The organism is Bradyrhizobium sp. USDA 4454 (genome assembly GCF_054822705.1).
Genome location: NZ_JBTRCN010000001.1, coordinates 8,362,791 through 8,383,593, shown reverse-complemented (window position 1 = coordinate 8,383,593; position 20,803 = coordinate 8,362,791). Strand labels below are relative to the sequence as shown.

At 66.3% G+C, this 20,803-nt stretch carries 17 protein-coding genes; 6 read left to right on the top strand and 11 right to left on the bottom strand.

Translation table 11 applies throughout. The features are described 5' to 3' along the window. Positions 1-95: 95 nt before the first annotated feature. Together ACVIW0_RS38975 and ACVIW0_RS38970 are read left to right on the top strand one after the other, a co-directional pair. Positions 96-998 (top strand): hypothetical protein, encoded by a 903-nt coding sequence (locus ACVIW0_RS38975; RefSeq protein ID WP_461357056.1) that lies wholly within the window; start codon positions 96-98, stop codon positions 996-998. Continuing rightward, positions 995-2,008, top strand: a complete 1,014-nt coding sequence (locus tag ACVIW0_RS38970) for a DUF2891 domain-containing protein (RefSeq protein WP_461357055.1) — start codon at positions 995-997, stop codon at positions 2,006-2,008. The genes ACVIW0_RS38975 and ACVIW0_RS38970 overlap by 4 nt, the downstream gene beginning before the upstream one ends. 238 nt (positions 2,009-2,246) lie before the next feature. Here the strand turns inward: ACVIW0_RS38970 and ACVIW0_RS38965 are convergent, their stop codons facing one another. The 8 genes from ACVIW0_RS38965 to ubiE all read right to left on the bottom strand — a co-directional run bounded on the left by ACVIW0_RS38965 (position 2,247) and on the right by ubiE (position 12,134). Further along, the gene (locus tag ACVIW0_RS38965) at positions 2,247-2,969 is read right to left on the bottom strand and encodes a nucleotidyltransferase family protein (protein ID WP_461357547.1); all 723 of its coding nucleotides are present in this window, start codon (positions 2,967-2,969) and stop codon (positions 2,247-2,249) included. Positions 2,970-3,098: 129 nt separating this feature from the next. Next, a complete protein-coding gene (locus tag ACVIW0_RS38960) occupies positions 3,099-3,416 on the bottom strand; it encodes a PilZ domain-containing protein (protein ID WP_461357054.1) in 318 nt (105 codons plus the stop codon). 89 nt (positions 3,417-3,505) lie between these two features. Next, positions 3,506-5,029, bottom strand: a complete 1,524-nt coding sequence (gene tsaE / locus ACVIW0_RS38955; RefSeq protein ID WP_461357053.1) for a tRNA (adenosine(37)-N6)-threonylcarbamoyltransferase complex ATPase subunit type 1 TsaE — start codon at positions 5,027-5,029, stop codon at positions 3,506-3,508. Then, positions 5,026-7,536, bottom strand: coding sequence for a sensor histidine kinase (locus ACVIW0_RS38950; protein WP_461357052.1), 2,511 nt, complete (start codon positions 7,534-7,536; stop codon positions 5,026-5,028). Before ACVIW0_RS38950 ends, tsaE begins: the two co-directional genes overlap by 4 nt. Positions 7,537-7,857: 321 nt before the next feature. Continuing rightward, positions 7,858-8,316, bottom strand: coding sequence for a dUTP diphosphatase (dut, locus tag ACVIW0_RS38945; protein WP_461357051.1), 459 nt, complete (start codon positions 8,314-8,316; stop codon positions 7,858-7,860). Then, positions 8,313-9,737: a bifunctional phosphopantothenoylcysteine decarboxylase/phosphopantothenate--cysteine ligase CoaBC gene (gene coaBC, locus ACVIW0_RS38940; RefSeq protein WP_461357050.1), complete on the bottom strand. Its 1,425-nt coding sequence runs from the start codon at positions 9,735-9,737 to the stop codon at positions 8,313-8,315. The genes dut and coaBC overlap by 4 nt, the downstream gene beginning before the upstream one ends. Positions 9,738-9,801: 64 nt before the next feature. After that, a complete protein-coding gene (gene ubiB / locus ACVIW0_RS38935; protein ID WP_461357049.1) occupies positions 9,802-11,376 on the bottom strand; it encodes a 2-polyprenylphenol 6-hydroxylase in 1,575 nt (524 codons plus the stop codon). Next, positions 11,373-12,134: a bifunctional demethylmenaquinone methyltransferase/2-methoxy-6-polyprenyl-1,4-benzoquinol methylase UbiE gene (gene ubiE, locus ACVIW0_RS38930; protein WP_461357048.1), complete on the bottom strand. Its 762-nt coding sequence runs from the start codon at positions 12,132-12,134 to the stop codon at positions 11,373-11,375. Before ubiE ends, ubiB begins: the two co-directional genes overlap by 4 nt. A gap of 130 nt (positions 12,135-12,264) precedes the next feature. Here ubiE and mutM point away from each other — a divergent pair, with 130 nt between their 5' ends. Together mutM and ggt are read left to right on the top strand one after the other, a co-directional pair. Beyond that, positions 12,265-13,146, top strand: a complete 882-nt coding sequence (mutM, locus tag ACVIW0_RS38925) for a bifunctional DNA-formamidopyrimidine glycosylase/DNA-(apurinic or apyrimidinic site) lyase (protein WP_461357047.1) — start codon at positions 12,265-12,267, stop codon at positions 13,144-13,146. A gap of 37 nt (positions 13,147-13,183) precedes the next feature. After that, positions 13,184-14,863, top strand: a complete 1,680-nt coding sequence (gene ggt, locus ACVIW0_RS38920) for a gamma-glutamyltransferase (RefSeq protein ID WP_461357046.1) — start codon at positions 13,184-13,186, stop codon at positions 14,861-14,863. Between the two features lie 243 nt (positions 14,864-15,106). Here ggt and ACVIW0_RS38915 read toward each other — a convergent pair whose 3' ends face one another. Then, a complete protein-coding gene (locus tag ACVIW0_RS38915; protein WP_461357045.1) occupies positions 15,107-16,465 on the bottom strand; it encodes a serine protease in 1,359 nt (452 codons plus the stop codon). A gap of 246 nt (positions 16,466-16,711) precedes the next feature. On the opposite strand from ACVIW0_RS38915, the gene ACVIW0_RS38910 reads away from it, so the two are divergent. Beyond that, positions 16,712-17,512, top strand: a complete 801-nt coding sequence (locus ACVIW0_RS38910; protein ID WP_461357044.1) for a HesA/MoeB/ThiF family protein — start codon at positions 16,712-16,714, stop codon at positions 17,510-17,512. A gap of 3 nt (positions 17,513-17,515) precedes the next feature. Here ACVIW0_RS38910 and ACVIW0_RS38905 read toward each other — a convergent pair whose 3' ends face one another. Further along, entirely contained in the window at positions 17,516-18,523 is a 1,008-nt protein-coding gene (locus tag ACVIW0_RS38905; RefSeq protein WP_461357043.1) for an aldo/keto reductase, read from the bottom strand. A 124-nt stretch (positions 18,524-18,647) separates the two neighbouring features. Here ACVIW0_RS38905 and ACVIW0_RS38900 point away from each other — a divergent pair, with 124 nt between their 5' ends. Continuing rightward, the gene (locus tag ACVIW0_RS38900; RefSeq protein ID WP_461357042.1) at positions 18,648-19,559 is read left to right on the top strand and encodes a LysR family transcriptional regulator; all 912 of its coding nucleotides are present in this window, start codon (positions 18,648-18,650) and stop codon (positions 19,557-19,559) included. A 192-nt stretch (positions 19,560-19,751) separates the two neighbouring features. Here the strand turns inward: ACVIW0_RS38900 and ACVIW0_RS38895 are convergent, their stop codons facing one another. After that, positions 19,752-20,756 (bottom strand): 2-hydroxyacid dehydrogenase, encoded by a 1,005-nt coding sequence (locus ACVIW0_RS38895; RefSeq protein ID WP_456751181.1) that lies wholly within the window; start codon positions 20,754-20,756, stop codon positions 19,752-19,754. Between the last annotated feature and the right edge of the window lie 47 nt (positions 20,757-20,803).

Here is a 20,803-nt window from a genome sequence, read left to right as displayed (position 1 = left end):
CAATAATCGATTTCAACAATGATCCGCGCGATCATATGCTGGGTCAGCACATGGCGATGGGACCCGGAGACTTGGCGCGATCGTTGGAAAGGCTGGTGCCTCGGGGCCCCACCTTGTTGATCATCGGCGTCCTGGCCGGACTGGCTTTTCCTGCCCTGGCCGACGCCGTGCGCCCGCTGATGGCGGCGGCGATCTTCGTTCTGGTGCTCGGCACCTTTCTCCAGATTGACGGCGCGGCGTTCCGGCGCGCCTTGCGGCGGCCGCTGGTCTGGCTGCTATTGCCGTCGCTGGCGATGCTGGCCTGTCCGCTAGCGGTCGGCTTCGCCGCCCGCGGCGCCGGATTTCGCACGGAACTGATCACAGCGCTGGTGCTGTCGGTCTGCGCGCCGCCATCGAGCGGCACGGCGGCGGTCGCGCGCATGCTCGGCTTCGACGCTACCATTCCGCTTGCCGTGACCTTGCTGTCGATGGGGCTGGCGCCGGTCACCGTGCCCTTGATCGCAGCGGCCTTTGCCGGTCTCGCACTCGACCCGCTGGCGCTTGCCGTGCGGCTGGCGCTATTGGTCGGCGGCGCCGGCGCGCTGGCGTTGCTGCTGCGCCGTCAGGCCACTGCACAATTGGCGCGGAATTCGCGCAGTATCGATGCGCTCGTGCTCGCCTCGCTGCTGCTGTTTGCGATCGCCACCATGGCCGGCGTGCGCGCGCAGATCGAAACGCAGCCGATCGCGTCGGCGACCTGCATTGGACTCGCTTTCACCTGTAATCTTGCGCTGCAAGGGCTGGGCGTGCTGCTCACGCCGGGCGATCTGGCCGCGCGGTTGACCAGCGGCCTGGTGCTCGGCAACCGCAATGTCGGACTGGTCTGGTCGGCGATGGGCGCAGCGGTGTCGCCGATGACGGCGCTGTTCTTCGCGGCCACCCAGTTCCCTATTTATATGACGCCGCGCCTGATCGAGCTGCTGGTCCGGCACGCGCGCAAGGAGAAAGCCTCATCATGAGCGAGACGATCCTGACCGAACACCTCGCCGTTCGTTTCGCCCGCATCGCGCTCGGCCATGTTACCCGCGAATATCCGAACAAGCCGGACCATGTGCTGGCGGGGCCGCAGGATGCGCGCACGCCGCGCGAGCTGCATCCGGTGTTCTTCGGCAGTTACGACTGGCACTCCTGCGTCCACAGCTATTGGATGCTGGCCCGGCTGCTGCGGCATTATCCGACGTCCGACGTAGCGGGAGATATTCGTACCCTGTTCGACGCGCAGTTCGTTGCGGAGAAGGTTGCGGCCGAATGCGCCTATCTCGCAGCGCCGACGGTGCGCGGCTTCAAGCGGCCGTACGGCTGGGGTTGGCTGCTGAAGCTCGCAGCGGAGCTTTCATTGCTCCAGGAGACGCGGTGGCGCGATCGAATCGCGCCGCTCGCCGAAATCTTCGCGCAGCGCTTTCGCGATTTCCTGCCGCTCGCCACCTATCCGGTGCGGGTCGGCACCCATTTCAACACCGCGTTCGGGCTGCGCATGTCCGCCGACTATGCCGCCGCGACACAGGACGATGCGCTCGGTGCGCTGCTGCACGAGACCGCGCTGCGCTGGTACGGTGCCGATCAGGATTGTCCCGCCTGGGGCGAGCCGAGTGGCGACGATTTCCAGTCGTCGGCACTAATCGAAGCGGAGTGCATGCGCCGGCTGCTGCCGCCCGGCGATTTCCTGCCCTGGTTCGATCGCTTCCTGCCGCGGCTCGCGCAACGCGAGCCAGCGACCCTGTTCCGGCCCGCCACGGTCACCGATCGCACGGACGGTAAGCTCGCGCATCTCGACGGGCTCAATCTCAGCCGCGCATGGTGCTGGCATTCGCTGGCCGGTGCGTTGCCGGACGCCGACGTGTGCCGTCCGATTCTGCTCGATGCTGCGCGACGCCATCTCGACGCCGGCCTGCCGCATATCGCCGGCGACTATATGGGCGAGCACTGGCTGGCGAGTTTTGCGGTGCTTGCGATCGACGCCGAGGGCTGACCACGGCGTCGATGAGGTCAGGCTGAGCTGGAGCGGCGTCGAAGGTTCACCTCTCCCTTGGGAGAGGTCGATTTGCGCAGCAAATCGGGTGAGGGGTTTCGGTCTATCGAGAGAGCAAGAACCCTCACCCGGATTGCTCTGGACGATGCTTCGCATCGCCAGGCGCAATCCGACCTCTCCCCGGTGGGGAGAGGTGAACCGAGGCCGGCCAAGCCGATTGAACGAGAACTCATCCCGCCTACGCGACGCTTTCCAGGTAGGCTTCTTCCGCGGCCTGGATCGCGTCGGGGGTGCCGACATGCATCCAGACGCCGTCGAGGCGTAGGCCGAACAGCCGCTCCTGCTCGTTGGCGCGGTCGAACATCTTGGTCAGCGAGAACTCGCCCGCCGGAGCGTCCGCGAACAGCGACGGCGACATGATCGCGGCACCGGCATAGACGAACGGCACCACCTGGTTTTCCCGCCGCTTGCGCAGCGCGCCGTCCGGCAACATGGAGTAGTCGCCGCGGCCGCCATAGCCGATGCTTGTGGCAGTCGGCGCCATCAACAGCAAAATATCCATCCGCTCGGGATCGAAGGCTTCCGCGAGCCGCCCCAGATTGGAGCGCACGCCGTCGATCCACATCGTGTCGGCATTGAGATGGAAGAACGGCGCGTCGCCGAGCAGCGGCAGCGCCTTCACCACCGCACCGCCGGTGCCGAGCACCTGGTCGCGCTCGTCGGAGATGATCACGCGCGGACGGCCGCGGGTCTTGACGTGCTCGATGATCTGGTCGGGCAGATAGTGCACGTTGACGACGGCCTCAACGACGCCGGCGCCGGCGAGCTTGTCCAGCACATGGTCGAGTAGCGGCTGGCCGGCGACGCTGACCAGCGGCTTCGGCATCGTGTCGGTCAGCGGGCGCATACGGACGCCGAGACCCGCAGCGAGCACCATGGCTCTATGGGGAGTGACGGGCATTTTCCGGATAATCTCGGTCATCATCTCTCATGCGCCGATCCTATCACGGCGATTCGGCAAGCACATCAATCAGACGCCATAGTCATAGGACATGACGGCCGTAAGACGGCAATAACGACGACGGTTGGCCTAAACGTCGGCGGCTTGCGCGCCGCGTTTGGCAGTTTTCTTCTTGTCGCCTTGTTTGAGGAAGTTGACGCCGATCTGGTCGCCATTGACCCACGCCAGCTCGCAGCGGCGATAGGCCAATCCTGTGGACGACAGCAGCAGAAAGAATTCCTTAAGGTTCAGGCCCTCGACCGAGCCTTCGACGGTGAGCTTGGCGCCCGTCTCCGACACGTCTTCCATGGTGCAGTCACGCCGCCAGGTGCCGTCAATGCCCATCATGTGCGCGGCGATGCCGCGCTCAAAGGTGACACGATCGCCCCTGCGTCGTTCCGTCCCCATCGTGTGGTCCCGCTCCCGATCCCCGCCGCGCCAAGGATGTGGTGCGGCCCGGTGCAAGCTTAGGGGGCCTGAGGCTAATAACCCGTAAACTACGGTACCGGGGGAGGGACGTTGGCCGTGTACCAGATCCGGAAGCTGGTCAGCGCCGGGTGGGCCAGCGACCGCTCCAGATAGGTCCAGATCCGCGGCTGGTGCTTGAGATAGTGCGGCTTGCCGTCGCGCCGGTTGAGCCGGGCGAAGGTGCCGAGCAGGCGGGTATTCCGCTGCGCCGACATGATCGCATAGAGCTCGGCGAACCCTGCCGGATCGAAGCTCTCGTCGGTGGCGCGCCGCGCCTTGATGTAGCGGGTCAACAGCGACAGTTCGAGCTGCTCGGGCACGTCGATGCGCGCATCCTGCAGCAGCGACACTACGTCATAGGCCGCAGGGCCGAGCGTTGCGTCCTGGAAGTCGATGATGCCGACGCGCAGGATGCCGGTGCGCTCGGCCAACCAGATGATGTTCGGCGAATGGAAGTCGCGGATCACCCAGGTCTGCGGGGCCGCGGCGGGCTTTTCCAGCAGGCCGCGCCACATCCCGAGGAAATCGACACGAAGCTCCTCGTTCGGCTGCACGCCGCGGTCAGGCAGGTACCATTCCAGCATCAGCCCGATCTCGATCAGCCAGGCGTCGATATCGAACACCGGGATGTCGTAGCTCTCGTCTGCGGTCAGCGGCAGCGTGGCGGGCAGCGTCTCGCGATGCAGCGCGGCGAGCATGTCGACGGCGGCCTCGTAACGCTCGGCGATCGGCTGCGGCGGATCGCCCGCGATGATGCCTTCGGCGCCGAGATCCTCGGTGATGAGGAAGCCGGAGTCGAGATCGATGTGGCGGATCGCGGGCGCGGAGAAGCCGTACTTGCGCAGGCCGTGTCCGATCGCAACGAACGGCCTGACGTCTTCGGCGAGATGCACCGCTGCGCTGTACGGCCTGCCGTTGTAGATCGCCGGGCCATCGGGGCGGCGCGGCGAGTTCATCAGGATCACGCTGCCGTCGTCGTTGCGCAGCCGCGCATAGGAGCGCGTCGAGGCATCGCCCGGCATCCGCTCGCGCCGGGCGGTGAGGAAGCCTGCGCGATCGAGGAACTGGCGCAGCTCGTTGAGCCGCGCGACCTTCGCCGCGGCCTTGCCGTGGCCGGTGATCTCGGCCGCGCGTGCCGCGGAGCCGAGCGCCGGACGATGGCTGAACGCGATGTCGACGCGATCGGCAGGCATCGCGTCGGGCGCGCGCTCCGGCCATTCGATCAGCGCCACGATGTCGTCGGGCAGCGGCGACAGCCCGAGCTCCTCGAGCTCGCTTGCATCGTTGATGCGGTAAAGATCAGCGTGAACCAGCGGAAACGACGGCAGCTCGTAGCTTTGCGCCAGCGTGAATGTCGGGCTCGGCACCTCCAGCGTATCATCGGCGGCGAGGTAGCGGATCAGCGCGCGGGCGGCCGCGGTCTTGCCGGCACCGAGGTCGCCCGACAGCGTGATGACGTCGCCGGGGCCGATCAGCAGCGCGAGGTCGGCCATCAGCTCTGACGTCGCGGTTTTGTTCGCGAGCGCCACCGAGAATGTCGAGGTCGCCGTCATTCGGCAGCGTTGCGATGTGCGGTCTGGTCGATCGGGAAGTCGCAGGTCACGGTCGTGCCGTGACCTACGGTCGAATCGACGCGCACCCGTCCGCCATGCAGCTCGACGAAGGAACGAACCAGCGACAGGCCGAGCCCGGCGCCGCGATGCCGCGAGCCATGGGAATGGCTCTCGAACCAGTTGAACACCTTGTCGCGCATCTCGGGTGGAATGCCGGGCCCGGCATCGGTCACTGCGAACACCACGCTATGTGCGGTGCGGTGCGCGCTGATCGTGACGGTGGCGTCATGCGGCGAGAAGCCAACGGCGTTGGCGAGCAGATTATAGAGCACCTGCACCACGCGCCGCTCGTCGCCGATGAAGGCGCCGATATTGGGCTCGATATCGACCTTGAGCGTGATGCGGTCGGTCGCCAGCCGGTCCTGGATGCCTTCGGCGGCGGCCTCGATCGCCTGGCCGATATTGACCGGACCGAGCTCGAGCTTCATCGCGCCGGCGTCGATGGTGGCGAGATCGAGGATGTTGTTGGTCAGCGCCAGCAGCGCGTTGGTCGATTTGGTGACGTAGTCGAGATATTCGGCCTGCTTCGGCGTCAGCGGCCCGGTCGAGGGATCGCTGAGGAAATGCGCGAAGCCGATGATGGTGGTGAGCGGCGCGCGCAGCTCGTAGGAGACGTGGTGGACGAAATCCACCTTCATCTGGTCGGCGGTTTCCAGCGCCTCATTGCGCTCGCGCAGCGCCCGCTCGACATTTTCGGTGTCGGTGATGTCCTGGAACGCCAGCAAGGTCTTGCCGTCGGGCAGCGGGATGGTCATGCAGTTCAGCACGCTGCCATCCCTGCGCTCGAGCTTGAGCGCGACCTGGGCGCGGTTCTCGATCGCGGTGATCGATTCCCGCAGCGTGCGCCAGGTCAGCGCGTCGTCGAACAGCGGCCGGCACAGCGCCTCCACCGCCTCGATATGCGGTTCGCCCTGCAGCGCGTCGGCTGGCAGCTTCCACATCTTGGCGAACGGCGGATTGAACAGTTCGGCGCGGCCGTTGCTGCCGAACACCGCGACAGCTTCGCTGAGATTGTCGAGGGTCTCGCGCTGCACCCGGGTCAGGCGGTCGTAGCGGCGCGCGAGGTCGAGACTCTCGGTGACGTTGTCGAACAGATAGGTGACGCCGCCCTCGAGGTTCGGCGTGGTGACGACGTGGATGGCGCGGCCGTCGGGCAGGAACCAGGTGTAGGTCTCGGATTCGACCGCGCGGTAGGCTTCGTGCAGCTTGGCCTTCCAGGCGCGGAAGTCCGGCTGCTCCGGCAGCTTGCGGTTGGCGCGCAGCCGGTCGAGCACGCTGGAATCGTCGGGATTGCTGTCGAGGAAAGCCTGGTCGAGGTCCCACAGCCGCCGATAGGACTCGTTGTAGAAGGTGAGCCGGCGGTCGGCATCGAACACCGCGACGCCCGAGGACAATTGGTCGAGGGTGCGCCGGTGCGCTTCGACCATCCGCGCGATCGCCGCGCGCAGCGCCGCGGCCTCGCTGGCGTCGATCGCGATCCCGGCGCTGCCGCCGGAAAGCTTCAGCGCCTGGACGTCGTAGATCCGGCGCTCGCCGCTGACCACGATCGGCAGCCGCGCGGCGTAGCTGGCATTGTCGTTCAGCGCGCGGGTCAATTCGGCGCGCTGGTCGCTTTCGAGCAGTTCGAGATTGCGCTGCAGTGCGTCCGACACGCTCTTGCCCTCGGTGGCGCGGACATAGGCCGCGTTGGCATAGCGCAGATTGCCCTCGAGGCTCTTGGCCCAGATCGGCCAGGGTGCAGCGGCGGCGAAATCGCGCAGCAGCTCGGTCTCCTCCTGCAGCGTCTTGTAGCGCAGGTTGGATTCGGCGAGCTCGCGGCGCAGGCCGCCGAGCTCGCGGATCCGGACGATGGCCTGTCCCCCGATCGCGCGGCCCATCGCCTCGATGGCGCGGCCGGCGGAGGTCGAGAGGTTGAGCAGGAACGCCTCGCCCTTCTCGCGCAGCGCGTCGACCGCGTGGTCCATCTGCAGCGCCGGCTCCGGCGGCAGCCAGGTGCCGAAGGCAAGGACGCGTTGCGGCGAACCTTCCTGCGACATCACCAGCGAGATGTCGCCCGAGATCTGCGGCCGGTTGTCGCCCGCGGCCCAGGAGATCAGGACCTGCGGCTCGACGAACAGCAGCGCGCGCAGCCGGTCGGATTGCGCCTGCAGGTCGGATATCTCGGACCGCAACAGCTCCTCGTTGCGGGTCGCGCGCAGCCGGGTGCGCATCAGCAGGATCGCGGCCACCGCGGAGAAGCCGACCAGCGCGAACGACGTCGCGAGAACCGCGACCTCCTGGTGATTGAAGCCGAGATGATCCGACATCGCCTGGGCGATCAGGCTTTCGGCGGCAAACGAGGCGCGGGCCGGCAGCAATGCGGTGATGGCGAGCCCAATCATGCCGTCGCGCGCCAGTGAGGTGCATGACAGCAGGGTTCGACGCATTGCCGCGACTACGCCCGACATATGTTGCCCCAGAACGCACAAACCTTGAGACATGATCCGGAAAAGAGGAGACCGGTGTTCCCTCACGGCAAACGTACGACGTTTGTCCGTGGATCATGCCCGAGCAGGACCCGACAGCCCGACGAAGACCCCCCGTCGCGCTCGAATCAATCCAGAATAGTCCCAACGGGACTCGGCGAGTAAGAGTCCAGACCGTGAACGCAGAATCCGCTGTGAAAAAATGCAGCGGGTGGTGCGAATTTTACGCGAATTGACTCCGTATTCACGCGGGAGTGCGCTTCAGGAGCCTGACCTCCCGGAGACATCTGCACACTTCGCGCACTAGCGCCCGGTCGAGCCGAAGCCGCCGCTGCCCCGATCGGTGGACGACAGCACGTCGACCGGAACCAGCTCGGCCCTTGTGACCGGCGCGATCACCAACTGCGCGATGCGCTCGCCGCGCCGGATGGAGAACGCCTCCTGGCCGTGATTGATCAGCAGCACGTTGATCTCGCCGCGATAGTCGGCGTCGATCGTGCCGGGCGAATTCAGCACGGTGACGCCGTATTTGGCGGCAAGGCCGGAGCGCGGCCGCACCTGGGCCTCGTAGCCCGGCGGCAGCGCGATCGTCAGCCCGGTCGGAACCATCTCGTAGCGGCCCGGGAGTAGCAGCAGCGGCGCCGACCGCGGCACCGCGGCCAGCAGGTCGAGCCCGGCGGCGCCGTCGGTCTGGTAGATCGGCAGCAGGAGATCTGCGCCATGCGGCAGTTGGTGGACTTCAACCTTGATGGTGGCGCTCACGATCCGTTTCCTACTTCTCGTGCGATGCGCGACACCAGCGCGGTCGCGACTTCCTCCTTGGTCATGACCGGCCAGGAGTCGACGGTGACGTCCTTGCCCTCGCGTGAGAGCAAATGGACGGTGTTGCGGTCGCCGCCCATCACGCCGGTCGCCGGCGAGACGTCGTTGGCGACGATCCAGTCGCAGCCCTTGCGCGCGAACTTGGCCTTGGCGTTCTCGATCAGGTGCTCGGTCTCGGCGGCGAAGCCGATCACCAGCGGCGGCCGCTTCTCCTTCAGCTTGGCGATCGTCGCAAGGATGTCGGGGTTCTCGACCAGTTGCAGCGGCGGCATGCCGGCCGCGGTCTTCTTCAGTTTCTGGCTGCCCTCGCTGGCAACCCGCCAATCGGCGACCGCGGCGGCAAAGATCGCGACGTCGACCGGCAGCGCGGCCTCGACCCGGTGCAGCATGTCGCGCGCGGATTCCACCCGCATCACCGAGATGCCCAGGGGGTCGTCGAGCTCGACCGGGCCGGTCACCAGCACCACCTCGGCGCCGGCGGCGCGCGCGGCCGTGGCGATCGCAAAGCCCTGCTTGCCGGACGAGCGGTTGGCGATGTAGCGGACCGGATCGATCGCCTCATGGGTCGGCCCGGCGGTGATCAGCACGCGCTTGCCGGCGAGCGGGCGCGGCTGCTGCGGCCGCAGCATGCGATCGGCGGCGGCGGCGATCTCGACAGGCTCCGCCATCCGCCCGATCCCGGCCTCGCCGGCTTCCGCCATCTCGCCCGCATTGGGGCCGATGGTATGGACGCCGTCGCGGCGCAATTGCAGCACGTTGCGGCGGGTGGCCGGGTTGTTCCACATCAGCGGGTTCATCGCCGGCGCCAGCAGGATCGGCCGGTTGGCCGCTAACAAAGTGGCGGTGGCGAGGTCGTCGGCATGGCCCTGCGCCATCTTGGCCATCAGGTCGGCGGTCGCCGGTGCCACCACGATCAGGTCGCAGTCCCGCGCCAGGCGGATGTGGCCGGCGTCGAATTCGCTCTCGGCGTCGAACAGATCGGTGTAGACGCGCTCATGCGACAGCGCGCTGGCAGCGAGCGGGGTGACGAATTGCTGGGCCGCCTTGGTCAGCACGCAGCGGACCTCGATGCGCCTCTCCTTGAGCCGTCGGATCAAATCCAGCGCCTTGTAGGCCGCAATCCCGCCGCCGATGATCAGGGTGACCCGGGGCTCGCCGGCTGCGCTGGCGGTCCGTGGGGCAGGGGCCGCAACGGCCAGGGAACCCGTGCCGGGCGCCTCCGCGGGCTCTGCTCCGCCCTCGGCGAGGTCCCGAAGGATCACCCGGACCTCCTCCTCGACCGAGCGCCCGTTTTTGGCGGAGCGCAGCCGCAGATAGCTCTTCAACGCGTCGTCGAGTTTGCGGATGGTCAGGCTGGCCATGGCATGCCCCAAACATCATGCTCAGATGTGATAGCGATGCTATCACATGGTGCATGCATTGCAATCAGTGTGCTCGGATGGCGAAAAAGATTGCGATGGCGGCGATCGCGATGACCCAGAGGCCGACGGTCTGCACCCGCGCCTTGCGGGCCTCGGCGCGGGCCATTTCGTCGATCGAATCCGACGACAGCGTGTGGCCCTCCCGGGTCATGGTCTCGAGCTGCTCGAGCACGGTCACGGCGCGGTTGGCAATCGACGGCAAATTGGCGAGCACGCGGCCGAGCTCGCCCGCCCCCGAGATCGCGCCCTGGATGCGTCCGGCGGGCCCGAGATTCTGCGTGATCCATTCGCGCACTACGGGGTCGGCGATTTTCCAGATGTCGAGTTTCGGGTCGAAGCCGCGCGCCACGCCCTCGACCACCACCATGGTCTTCTGCAGCAGGATCAACTCGGGCCGTGTCTGCATGTCGAACAGGCCGGTGACCTCGAGCAGAAGCGTCAACAGCTTCGCCATCGAGATTTCCTCGGCGGTGCGATTGTGGATTGGCTCGCCGATGGCGCGGATGGCTTGCGCGAAATTCTCCACCGAATGATGGCCCGGCACATAGCCGGCCTCGAAATGCACCTCGGCGACGCGGCGATAGTCGCGGGTGATGAAGCCGAGCAGGATCTCGGCGAGGAAGCGCCGCTCCTTCAGCCCGAGCCGTCCCATGATGCCGAAATCCACCGCGACGAGCCGCCCCGTTTCGTCAAGGAACAGGTTGCCCGGATGCATGTCGGCATGGAAGAAGCCGTCGCGCAGCGCGTGGCGCAGGAAGCTCTGGATCACCTTGCGGCCGAGATCGGGCAAATCGACCTGGGCCTGCGCCAGCCGGGCATGATCGTTCAGCGCAATGCCGTCGATCCATTCCATCGTCAACACGCTGTGCGCGGTGCGGTCCCAATCCACCGTGGGCACGCGGAAGTCCGGATCGTCGCGGGTGTTCTCGGCCATTTCCGACAGCGCGGCGGCCTCGAGCCGCAAATCCATCTCCATCGCGACGGTGCGCGACATCGTGTTGATGACTTCGATCAGGCGCAGCCGCCGCGCCTCGGCGGAATGCGCCTCCGCCTTGTGCGCGACAAAGAAGAAGTCGCTGAGGTCGCGGCGGAAGCGCGCGGCGACGTTGGGCCGGAGCACCTTGACCGCAACCTGCTGGCGCACGCCGTCGCGCTCGACCTCGCCGCGATGCACCTGCGCGATCGAGGCTGCGGCAACCGCCGGGCCCAGACGCACGAAGGCCTGCGCCAGCGGCCGTTCGAGCGACTGCGTGATGACGGTTTCGGCCTCTTGCTGCGCGAATGGCGGCAGCCGATCCTGCAGGCTTTCGAGATCGCGCGCCATCGCGACGCCGACCACGTCGGGACGGGTGGCGAGGAATTGGCCGAGCTTGAGATAGGCCGGCCCGAGCCGGGTCAGCGCGCGCGACAGCCGCGGCCCTGACTTGGCGGTGCGGCGCTCGATCAGCCGCGCCATCTTCAATGCGAGTTGTCCCGGCGGCGGCACCAGCGCGGGATCGACGACGCCGAACACGCCCTCGCGCGCAAACACGAAGCCGGCGCGGGCAAGCCGCGCGATGTGGGTCAGTGCAGAGATCACAAACGCCAGCCCGAATGCAGCGCCACGATGCCGCCGGAGAGGCTCTGCCACTTCACGCGGGCAAAGCCGGCGGCGCCGATCATCTCGGCGAACGCGTTCGGCCGCGGGAATTTGCGGATCGACTCGACGAGATATTGATAGGACTCGGCGTCACCGGTGACGGCCCGGCCGAGCGGCGGGATCACCTTGAAGGAAAACAGATCGTAGATCCGGTCGAGGCCGGGCAAGTCGACAGTGGAGAATTCCAGGCACAGGAAGCGGCTGCCGGGCTTGAGCACCCGATAGGCCTCGCGCAGCGCCAGCTCGATCTGCGGCACGTTGCGGATGCCGAACGCGATGGTGTAGGCGTCGAACGAACGGTCGGAAAAACCCAACGCCTCGGCATTGCCCTCGACGAACGACACGCGGTCATCGAGATGCTGTTTGGCGGCGCGCTCGCGGCCGACGGCGAGCATGTCGGTGTTGATGTCGCAGACGGTGGCATGGAATCCGGTGCCGGCGGCCTTGGCGGCCCGGAACGAGATGTCGCCGGTGCCGCCGGCGACATCAAGCAGCGAGAACGGCCGGTCGCCCTTGGGCGGGTCGAGCGTCGTGATCATGACGTCCTTCCAGGCCCGGTGCAGGCCTACCGACATCAGATCGTTCATCAAGTCGTAGCGCTGTGCCACGCTGTGAAACACATCGTTCACCAGCGTCTGCTTCTCGCCCAGGGGCACGTCCCTGAAGCCGAAATGGGTGGTTTGATCCGGCCGATCCATCACTCAGAACTCTTACCCTTTTTGGCCCTTTTGTTGGTCACGTTTTCTCGCTTGAAAACGCGCCAGCCAAACCATAGCGCGGCGGCCGCAATGGCGCTATCACGTCACTTCCAAAAGGTGAATGCCCACCATGCCGGAATTACCCGAAGTCGAGACCGTCCGCCGCGGCCTGCAGCCGGCCATGGAAGGCTCCAAAATCCTCAAGGCCGAGGCCCGCCGCAAGGATTTGCGATTTCCGTTTCAAAAAGACTTTATCGCCCGGCTCGAGGGTCAGACCATCACCGGGCTCGGCCGCCGTGCCAAATATCTGATGGCGGACCTCAACTCCGGCGACGTGCTGCTGATGCATCTGGGCATGTCGGGCTCGTTCCGCGTGCTGAAGCAGGACGGCGCGGCGACGCCGGGGCAATTCCACCATCCGCGCAGCGACGATCGCGCGCATGATCACGTCGTGTTCCACATGTCATCGGGCGCGGCGGTCGTGTTCAACGACCCCAGGCGCTTCGGCTACATGAAGATCATCGCGCGCAACGCGATCGAGGATGAACCGCTGTTGAAGGGCCTCGGACCCGAGCCGCTTGGCAACGCGTTCGACGCGGCGATGCTGGCGCGCTCTTGCCACAACAAGAAGACCAGCCTGAAGGCGGCGCTGCTCGATCAGCGCGTGGTGGCGGGACTTGGCAACATCTACGTCTGCGAGGCGCTGTTTCGTTCGCATCTGTCGCCGCGGCGATTGGCCGCGACGCTCGCAACCAAGAAGGCCGAGCCCACCGACCACGCCAGGCGGCTGGTCGGCGCGATCCATTCGGTGCTCAACCAGGCGATCAAGGCCGGCGGCTCCTCGATCAGCGACCATCGCCTGACCAATGGCGATCTCGGCTACTTCCAGCATTCGTTCCAGGTCTACGATCGCGAAGGCGAGACCTGCCGCACCTCGGGCTGCGAGGGCATCGTCAGGCGCTTCACCCAGAACGGCCGTTCGACGTTCTGGTGCCCGAAGTGCCAGAAGTAACAACAGTGCAAGAATAACAACAAAGGGAGTGCGGATCATGGGGGGCAATTGGCGCGATCGCGCCGCGACGACCTTCCGATGCCTGAAACAACCGGCCACCAGCAGCCGCGGCATGGTGGTGAGCAACCATCCGCTGGCATCGAGCGCCGGTGCCGAGATGCTGGCCGCGGGCGGCAACGCGATCGATGCGGCGATCGCGACGCTGTTCGCGCTGACCGTGGTCGAGCCGATGATGGTCGGCATCATCGGCGGCGGCATGGCACATATCCGCCTCGCCGACGGCAGCCATCGTTTCATCGACGGCCAGAGCACGGTGCCGCAGGCGGTGAAGCCGGATACCTACACCTCGAAGCCCGGTTCGGCGCATGACGTGTTCGACACCGTCGGCAACCAGAATTTGAACGGACCGAAGGCGGTCGCGGTGCCAGGCTCGCTGAAGGCGTGGTGCGAGACGCTGCGCCGCTTCGGCACCATGAGCCTTGCCGACGTGATGCAGCCCGCGATCAAGCACGCCGCGCGCGGCTTTGCCGCGACGCCGTACTTGCATGAATGCATCACCGACGGCGCCGCGGAGATGCTGAAGGACAAGCCGATCGCGGCGATCTATCTGCCCAACGGTACGCCGCTGAAGCCCGGCGAGCGCGTGGTCCAGGCCGAATATGCCGAGACGTTGAGATACATCGCCGATCACGGCGACAACGCGCTCTACCAGGGACCGCTCGGCGATATCCTGGTCGACTACATGAACAAGCACGGCGGCTTCGTCGCGCAAGAGGATCTCGCGGCCTACAAGACCGTCGAGCGGCAGCCGATCCGCTGCGACTACCGCGGATGGGAAATTCTCGGGCCGCCGCCGCCGGCGGCGTCAGGCGTGCACATCACGCAGATGCTGAATATTCTCGAAGGCTATGACATCGCGCGGCTTGGCTTCGGTGCGACCGAGACGATCCACTATCTCGCCGAGGTACTGAAGATCGCCTTTGCCGATCGCGAAGCCGCCAGCGGTGATCCCGCCTATATCAATGTCCCGGTGGAGCGGCTGACCTCCAAGGCCTATGCCGAGGAACGTCGCCGCGCCCTCGATCCTGATCGCGCACAGGCGTGGAGCGCCGGCGTCACGCAGCTTGAGGGCGCACATACCACGCACATGACGGCGGCGGATGCGATGGGCAATGTGGTCGCGACCACCCAGACCATCAACAATCTGTTCGGCGCCAAGATCCTGATCCCGGGCCTCGGCACCGTGCCCAACAATTACATGAACCTGTTCGATCCGCGGCCGGGACACGCGCTGTCGCTGGCCGCGGGCAAGCGCGTCACCACCTCGATGTCGCCGATGATGGCGCTGCGCGACGGCAAGCTCGCTTACGCGCTCGGCCTGCCCGGCGGCAAGCGCATCTTCCCGAGCGCGATGCAGGCGCTGATCAATTTGATCGATCACGGCATGGACCTGCAGGAAGCGGTCGAGGCGCCGCGGGTGTGGACCGAGGGCAATGCGCTGGAGGTCGAGCAGGCGGTGCCGGAGAGCATCCGCGCCGCGCTGGCAGCGAAAGGCCACAAGGTGCAGGTGGTGCCGACGGTCGCCGGCGGCATGAACGCGATCCAGTTCCATGCCGACGGTACGATGTCGGGCGCGGCCTGCTGGCGCGCCGACGGCACGCCGGTCGGCATCGCCGGCGGTCTCGCGCGTGCGGGGGTGCGGTTTGCGTTGAGGTGATTCTCAACGTGGGAAGAGCCGTGGCTGAATCACAAATGGCTCTCGAATACTGGATCGTCCGCCGGAGCCATCCTCATCGTCGTCCCGGCGAAGGACGGGACCCATAACCACAGCCCGTCATTGTTGCGCGCTGCTGAAACGACGACTCCCGGCTACAACGCCTGCTGCGGCGTATGGGTCCCGGTCTACGCCGGGACGACGACGGACAGCATGCGGCCCGCATGCGCGGGCGATGACAGCATCCTATTTCCGCACGCAGATCACGCGGACCACGGCGGCCTTGGCGTCTGCCGATTCTCCCGACGCTGTAACGCCCTGCGCCTTCAGGAAACTGCGCACCGTATCGGCCGGCACCAGTGCGGCCTGCGCCGGCGGCGCGGCGTTCGCAGGGCCCGCGACGATGACCGGCTTCAGCAATGCGATGCCGGCAAACTTGCCGCCGCCGTCAAGTGCGGCTGCGCCGGAAAATCCGAGTGCGGGCGGCGGTGACAGCGCCTGATCGCCGCCGCCGAGTTGCGCGACCGAAGCCTTGACGCTGCTCGCGGCCGTGCCGCCGCCCTGGTTCTGCGGATCGGCGATCCCCGTGATATCGAGCGCGGTCTGCGTCGCCTGGCCCGCGATGTTGAGCGGCTTTAGTCCGCGTGCGCCATAGATGCGCAGCAGCGCGAGATCGTGCTCCTTGTCCTCGGCGACCCGGTCGGCATTGCCGTAGCCCGGGATCGTCAGCGCGATGCAGTCGGCGGTCGCCACGCGGTCGGTCACAACAGCGCCGTCGTCGCTGACCACGACGCCGGTGCCATATTCGACGGTCTTGCGCGGCGGCGGGCCGGCCAGCACGCCGGACGGAAATGCATTGAAGGCACTCGACATCGCGATCACCACCGGCTCGACAGTGGTCTGCATCGCCTGGTCGTAGAGGATGGTGAGGATGCGGACCTCGTCACCCTTCAAGGTGCCGCGCAGATAGAACTTCTTCAGCCCCTGCACGCCCGACAGCACGAAGAAATCCGGCTTCACCACGGTGTAGTCGATGGTGCGGCCGGCCGGCTCCTTCTTTTCCTGCTCGGCAAGCTTTGCGGTGGTCGGGCTCGCTTCCTTGCGCCGGGTCAGCAGCACCTGGACGGTGCCGGTCGGCGAGGTCCATTTGGCGCCGGCGGCGTCGCTGGTGAGCTGCGGCACCAGTTTTGTCGGAATGCCGAGCCGCGCCCCGGTGGCGGGCTCGGTGACAATCCGCCAACCGACGCTTTCCTGCTTCCGCCGCGCGGTGTCGGCGAGCACGCCGCGCTCCTGTGGGTTCAGCACGCCGGTCGGCTTGCCGCCGCGGTTCTTCTGGAATTCCTTGATCGCATTGACCATGCGCTCGCTGACGTCGCCGGTAATCGCACCATTATATTCGCCGACCCAGGCGAGGTCGGATTGCAGCGCCAGCCGTTCGGCCTGCGCCATTGCATTGGCGGTATCCTCCGGCTTCTGCAGCGCGGGGCGAACCGGCACCGTCGTCACCGTTTTCGGCTTGGCCCCGGCCGTGGTCGGCGGTGACGTCTGGGCGTTCGCCGCGCCGATAATCGCGACCATCAATGTTGCCGAAAGCACCAATCTCATGACAAATCCGAGGGAAATGACTGAAACCATTGACGTCGACGCAATTAAGCACATCTGCTTGGTCGGCAACAACCGCGCTCCGGTTCAGATTTCAACCCTCATCCCCGCGCAACGGCTTTGCCGTTGTCGCTGGAGGAGCGGCGTGAGCCGCGTCTCGAAGGATGAGGCCACAGACCGGGCCTCATGGTTGGACGCGCGTGGCCGCGCTCCTCACCATGAGGGGATGCGGGTAGGAGTGATGAGATCATGCTGAGTGCTGACGAGCTCGAACGCTATGCCCGCCACATCGTGCTGCGCGAGGTGGGCGGCCCCGGCCAGAATGCGCTGAAAAAGGCGTCGGTGCTGGTGATCGGCGCCGGCGGTCTCGGCGCGCCGGTGCTGATGTATCTGGCCGCCGCCGGTGTCGGCCGGCTCGGCGTGATCGATGACGATATCGTCTCGCTCTCCAATTTGCAGCGCCAGATCATCCACACGACGTCAGACATCGGCCGGCGCAAGGTCGACAGCGCGGCAGCACAGATCCACGCGCTCAATCCGCATGTGACGTTCGAGGCACATCCGATGCGGCTCACCGCTGCCAATGCGATGGCGCTGATTGCGAACTACGATCTGGTGCTCGACGGCTCCGACAATTTCGAGACCCGCTATCTCGTCGCCGATGCCTGCTTCCTCGCCAAGCGGCCGCTGATCACGGCTGCACTTGGGCAGTTCGACGGTTCGCTGACCACGATCCGCGCGCATGAAAGGAATGCCGAAGGCGAGTTCAACCCGACCTATCGCTGCCTGTTTCCGGAAGCGCCGCCGCCCGGCACCGTGCCGGCCTGCGCCGAGGCCGGCGTGATGGGCGCGCTCGCCGGCGTCCTGGGATCGATGATGGCGCTGGAGGCGATCCGCGAGATCGTCGGCTTCGGCGAAGGCCTGGTCGGCCGCCTGCTGATGGTAGATGCGCGCGCGATGCGGTTCGAAACCTTGCGCTACGCGCGCGACCCGCAGAACCCGCTCAACGGTGATGCTCCAGTCATCACCGATCTGAGCGGGCATCGGTAGAGTCTAGGACGTCGTCGTGAGTTTTTCGCTGTCCATGTGCTGGAGATGCTCCTCCGGATAGCGACCGCCGGCGGCGGCGCCAGGCGGAAACGCCTCGGCCAGTGCGGCAAGATGCGCCGCGCTCAGCGTCACATCGAGCGCGCCGAGCGCCTCGGTCAACCGCTCGCGCCGCCGCGCGCCGACCAGCGGCACGATGTCGTTACCCTGCGCCGCGACCCAGGCAATCGCGACCTGCGCCGGAGAGGCGCCGATCTCGCCGGCGATGGCGCGCAGCCGATCGGCGAGCGCGAGGTTGGTGTCGATATTGCCGGCCTGGAAGCGCGGGCTCAGCAGGCGGAAATCCTTCTCGCTGCCGCGATCCTTCGACCAGTGCCCGCTGATCAGCCCGCGCGCCAAGACGCCATAGGCAGTGATGCCGATGCCCAGCTCACGGCAGGTCTTCAAAATGTCGGTCTCGATGCCGCGCGAGATCAGCGAATATTCGATCTGCAGATCGGCGATCGGGTGCACCTTGTGGGCGCGGCGGATGGTGTCGGAACCGACCTCCGATAGCCCGATATGTTTGATCCAGCCGGCCTTGATCATGTCGGCCATCGTGCCCACCGTGTCCTCGATCGGCACATTGGGATCGAGCCGCGCGGGACGATAGATGTCGATGTGGTCGACGCCGAGCCGCTGCAGCGAATAGGCGACGAAATTCTTCACGGCGACCGGACGGCTGTCATAGCCGTGAAAGCCGTAGTTGCGGTCGCGCAGCGCGCCGAACTTGACGCTGATCACGAGATTGTCGCGGCTGCGGCTCTTCAGCGCTTCGCCGATCAGCATCTCGTTGTGGCCCATGCCGTAGAAGTCTCCGGTATCGAGCAGCGTGATGCCGGCCTCGAGCGCGGCATGGATGGTGGCGATGCTCTCGCTGCGGTCGGTCGGGCCGTAGAAGTCGGACATGCCCATGCAGCCGAGGCCGAGCTGCGAAACCGTGGGGCCGGTGGAACCCAGTTTGCGTGTGTCCATGGTGGTGCTCCCTGGAGGTGTCGCGGCAGATGATCCGCCGCCAAAATGACGCGGCTGATATGGGCCGGTCCGGCTTCTGGGATAAGCTGGACAATCCAGAATAGGTTGTTCACTATATCGAACAATGCAGGATTTCGACCTTCGCGACCTCGACGCCTTCGTGGCGGTGGCGCGCACCCGCAATTTCCGGCGTGCGGCGCTGGAGAGCCGCGTCTCGGTTTCGAGCCTCAGCCAGCGCCTGCGCGACATGGAGGAGCGGCTCGGCGTTCGCCTGATGAACCGCACAACCCGCAGCGTTGCGCTGACCGAGGCCGGCGAGCTGCTGCTCGCCCGTGTCGCGCCGGCCATGGTCAATGTCGCGGACGCGATCACCGAGGTGCGCGGCCTGCGCGCCGAGCCGTCGGGGCGGCTGCGCATCAACGCGCCGCCGCCCGCGGTCGACCTGGTGCTGGCGCCGATGATTGCACCGTTCCTCGCCAAATATCCGCAGGTCGATCTGGATATCGTGTCCGAGAGCGCGTTCGTGGACATCGTCGCCCAGGGCTTTGACGCCGGTGTGCGCTATGGCGAGCATCTGGCGCAGGACATGGTGGCGGTGCCGCTCGGCGCGCCGCAGCGCTACGCGGTCGTGGCGTCGCGCGACTACGTCGCGAAGCACGGCCGCCCAATGCAGCCGAAGGATTTGCTGGCGCATGCCTGCATCCGCAGCCGCTTCAGCAACGGCGTGATGTTCGATTGGGAGTTCGAGAAGAACGGCCGCGTGGTGAAGATTTCGCCGCCGGCCAAGCTGACCGCGACCTATCTCGGCCTCGCGCTGCGTGCGGTCCATGACGGCGTCGGCTACTGGGCGACGTTCGAGGGCTATGTCCGCTACGGCGTCAAATCCGGAGCGCTGGTCAGCGTGCTCGACGACTGGTGCCCGCCGTTCGACGGACCGTTCCTGTACTACCCGAGCCGCCGCCAGCCGCCGCCGGCACTCGCTGCCTTCGTGTCGTTCGTCGCCGACTGGCGCAAGCAGGCGCGGAAGAAAAAATAGGGCGGACTGCTACCGCAGCGCCCGGACGACACCTAATGCGTGATGCAGTGTGTCCGGCCGCAATCGCCGTGGCTGTATCCAGCTACCTTTGCCGGACATCCCAAGTTGCCTGGCCGGCCGCACCGGCTCCTTTGCATCGGGTTGTTCTTCGATATTTGCTCTGACGAGCCAAGCGTCCGGGCTACAGGCGCCCTACAGCATGCTCGGGAGCACGCGATCCGGCGGCTTGTGGGCGTCGAGGAAGGTTCGGATATTGATGATCACCTTCTCGCCCATCTCGACGCGGCCTTCGATGGTGGCCGAGCCCATATGCGGCAGCAGCGTCACCTTGCCGGCCCTGGCGAGCCGCACCAGCTTCGGATTCACCGCGGGCTCGTGCTCGTAGACGTCGAGGCCGGCGCCGCCGACATCGCCGGCTTCGATCAGCTTGATCAGCGTGTCCTCGTCGATCACCTCGCCGCGCGCGGTGTTGACGATATAGGCCTCTTTCCGGATCAGCTTGAGCCGCCGCGCCGAGAGCAGATGATAGGTCGCCGGCGTGTGCGGGCAGTTCACCGAGATGATGTCCATCCGCGCCAGCATCTGGTCGAGGCTTTCCCAATAGGTCGCGCCGAGCTCGTCGGCGATCACGGGCGCCACCGGACGGCGGTTGTGATAGTGGATCTGCAGGCCGAAGGCGCGGGCGCGGCGCGCCACGGCCTGGCCGATGCGCCCCATGCCGATGATGCCGAGCCTTTTTCCGCCGATGCGGTGGCCGAGCATCCAGGTCGGCGACCAGCCCGCCCAATGCTGCTTGCCTTCGGTCAGGATCGAGGCGCCCTCGATCATGCGGCGCGGCACCGCCAGGATCAGCGCCATGGTCATGTCGGCGGTGTCCTCGGTCAGCACCTTCGGCGTGTTGGTCACCGTGATGCCGCGGGCATGCGCGGCCGCCACGTCGATATTGTCGACGCCATTGCCGAAATTGGCGATCATCTTCAGCTTGCAGTCGGGCTGGTTGATCACGTCCTCGCGGACCATGTCGGTCACGGTCGGCACCAGTACGTCGGCGGTCCTCGCCGCCTCCGCGATCTGTTCCGGCGTCATCGGCGTGTCGTCGAGATTCAGTCTGGCGTCGAACAGCTCGCGCATCCGGGTCTCGATCGAGTCCGGCAGCTTGCGGGTGACGACGACGAGAGGCTTTTTCTTCACCGACATGTCCTGCTTTCATGAGGCGCGCGGCTCGCCAAAAACCGAGCCGTTGA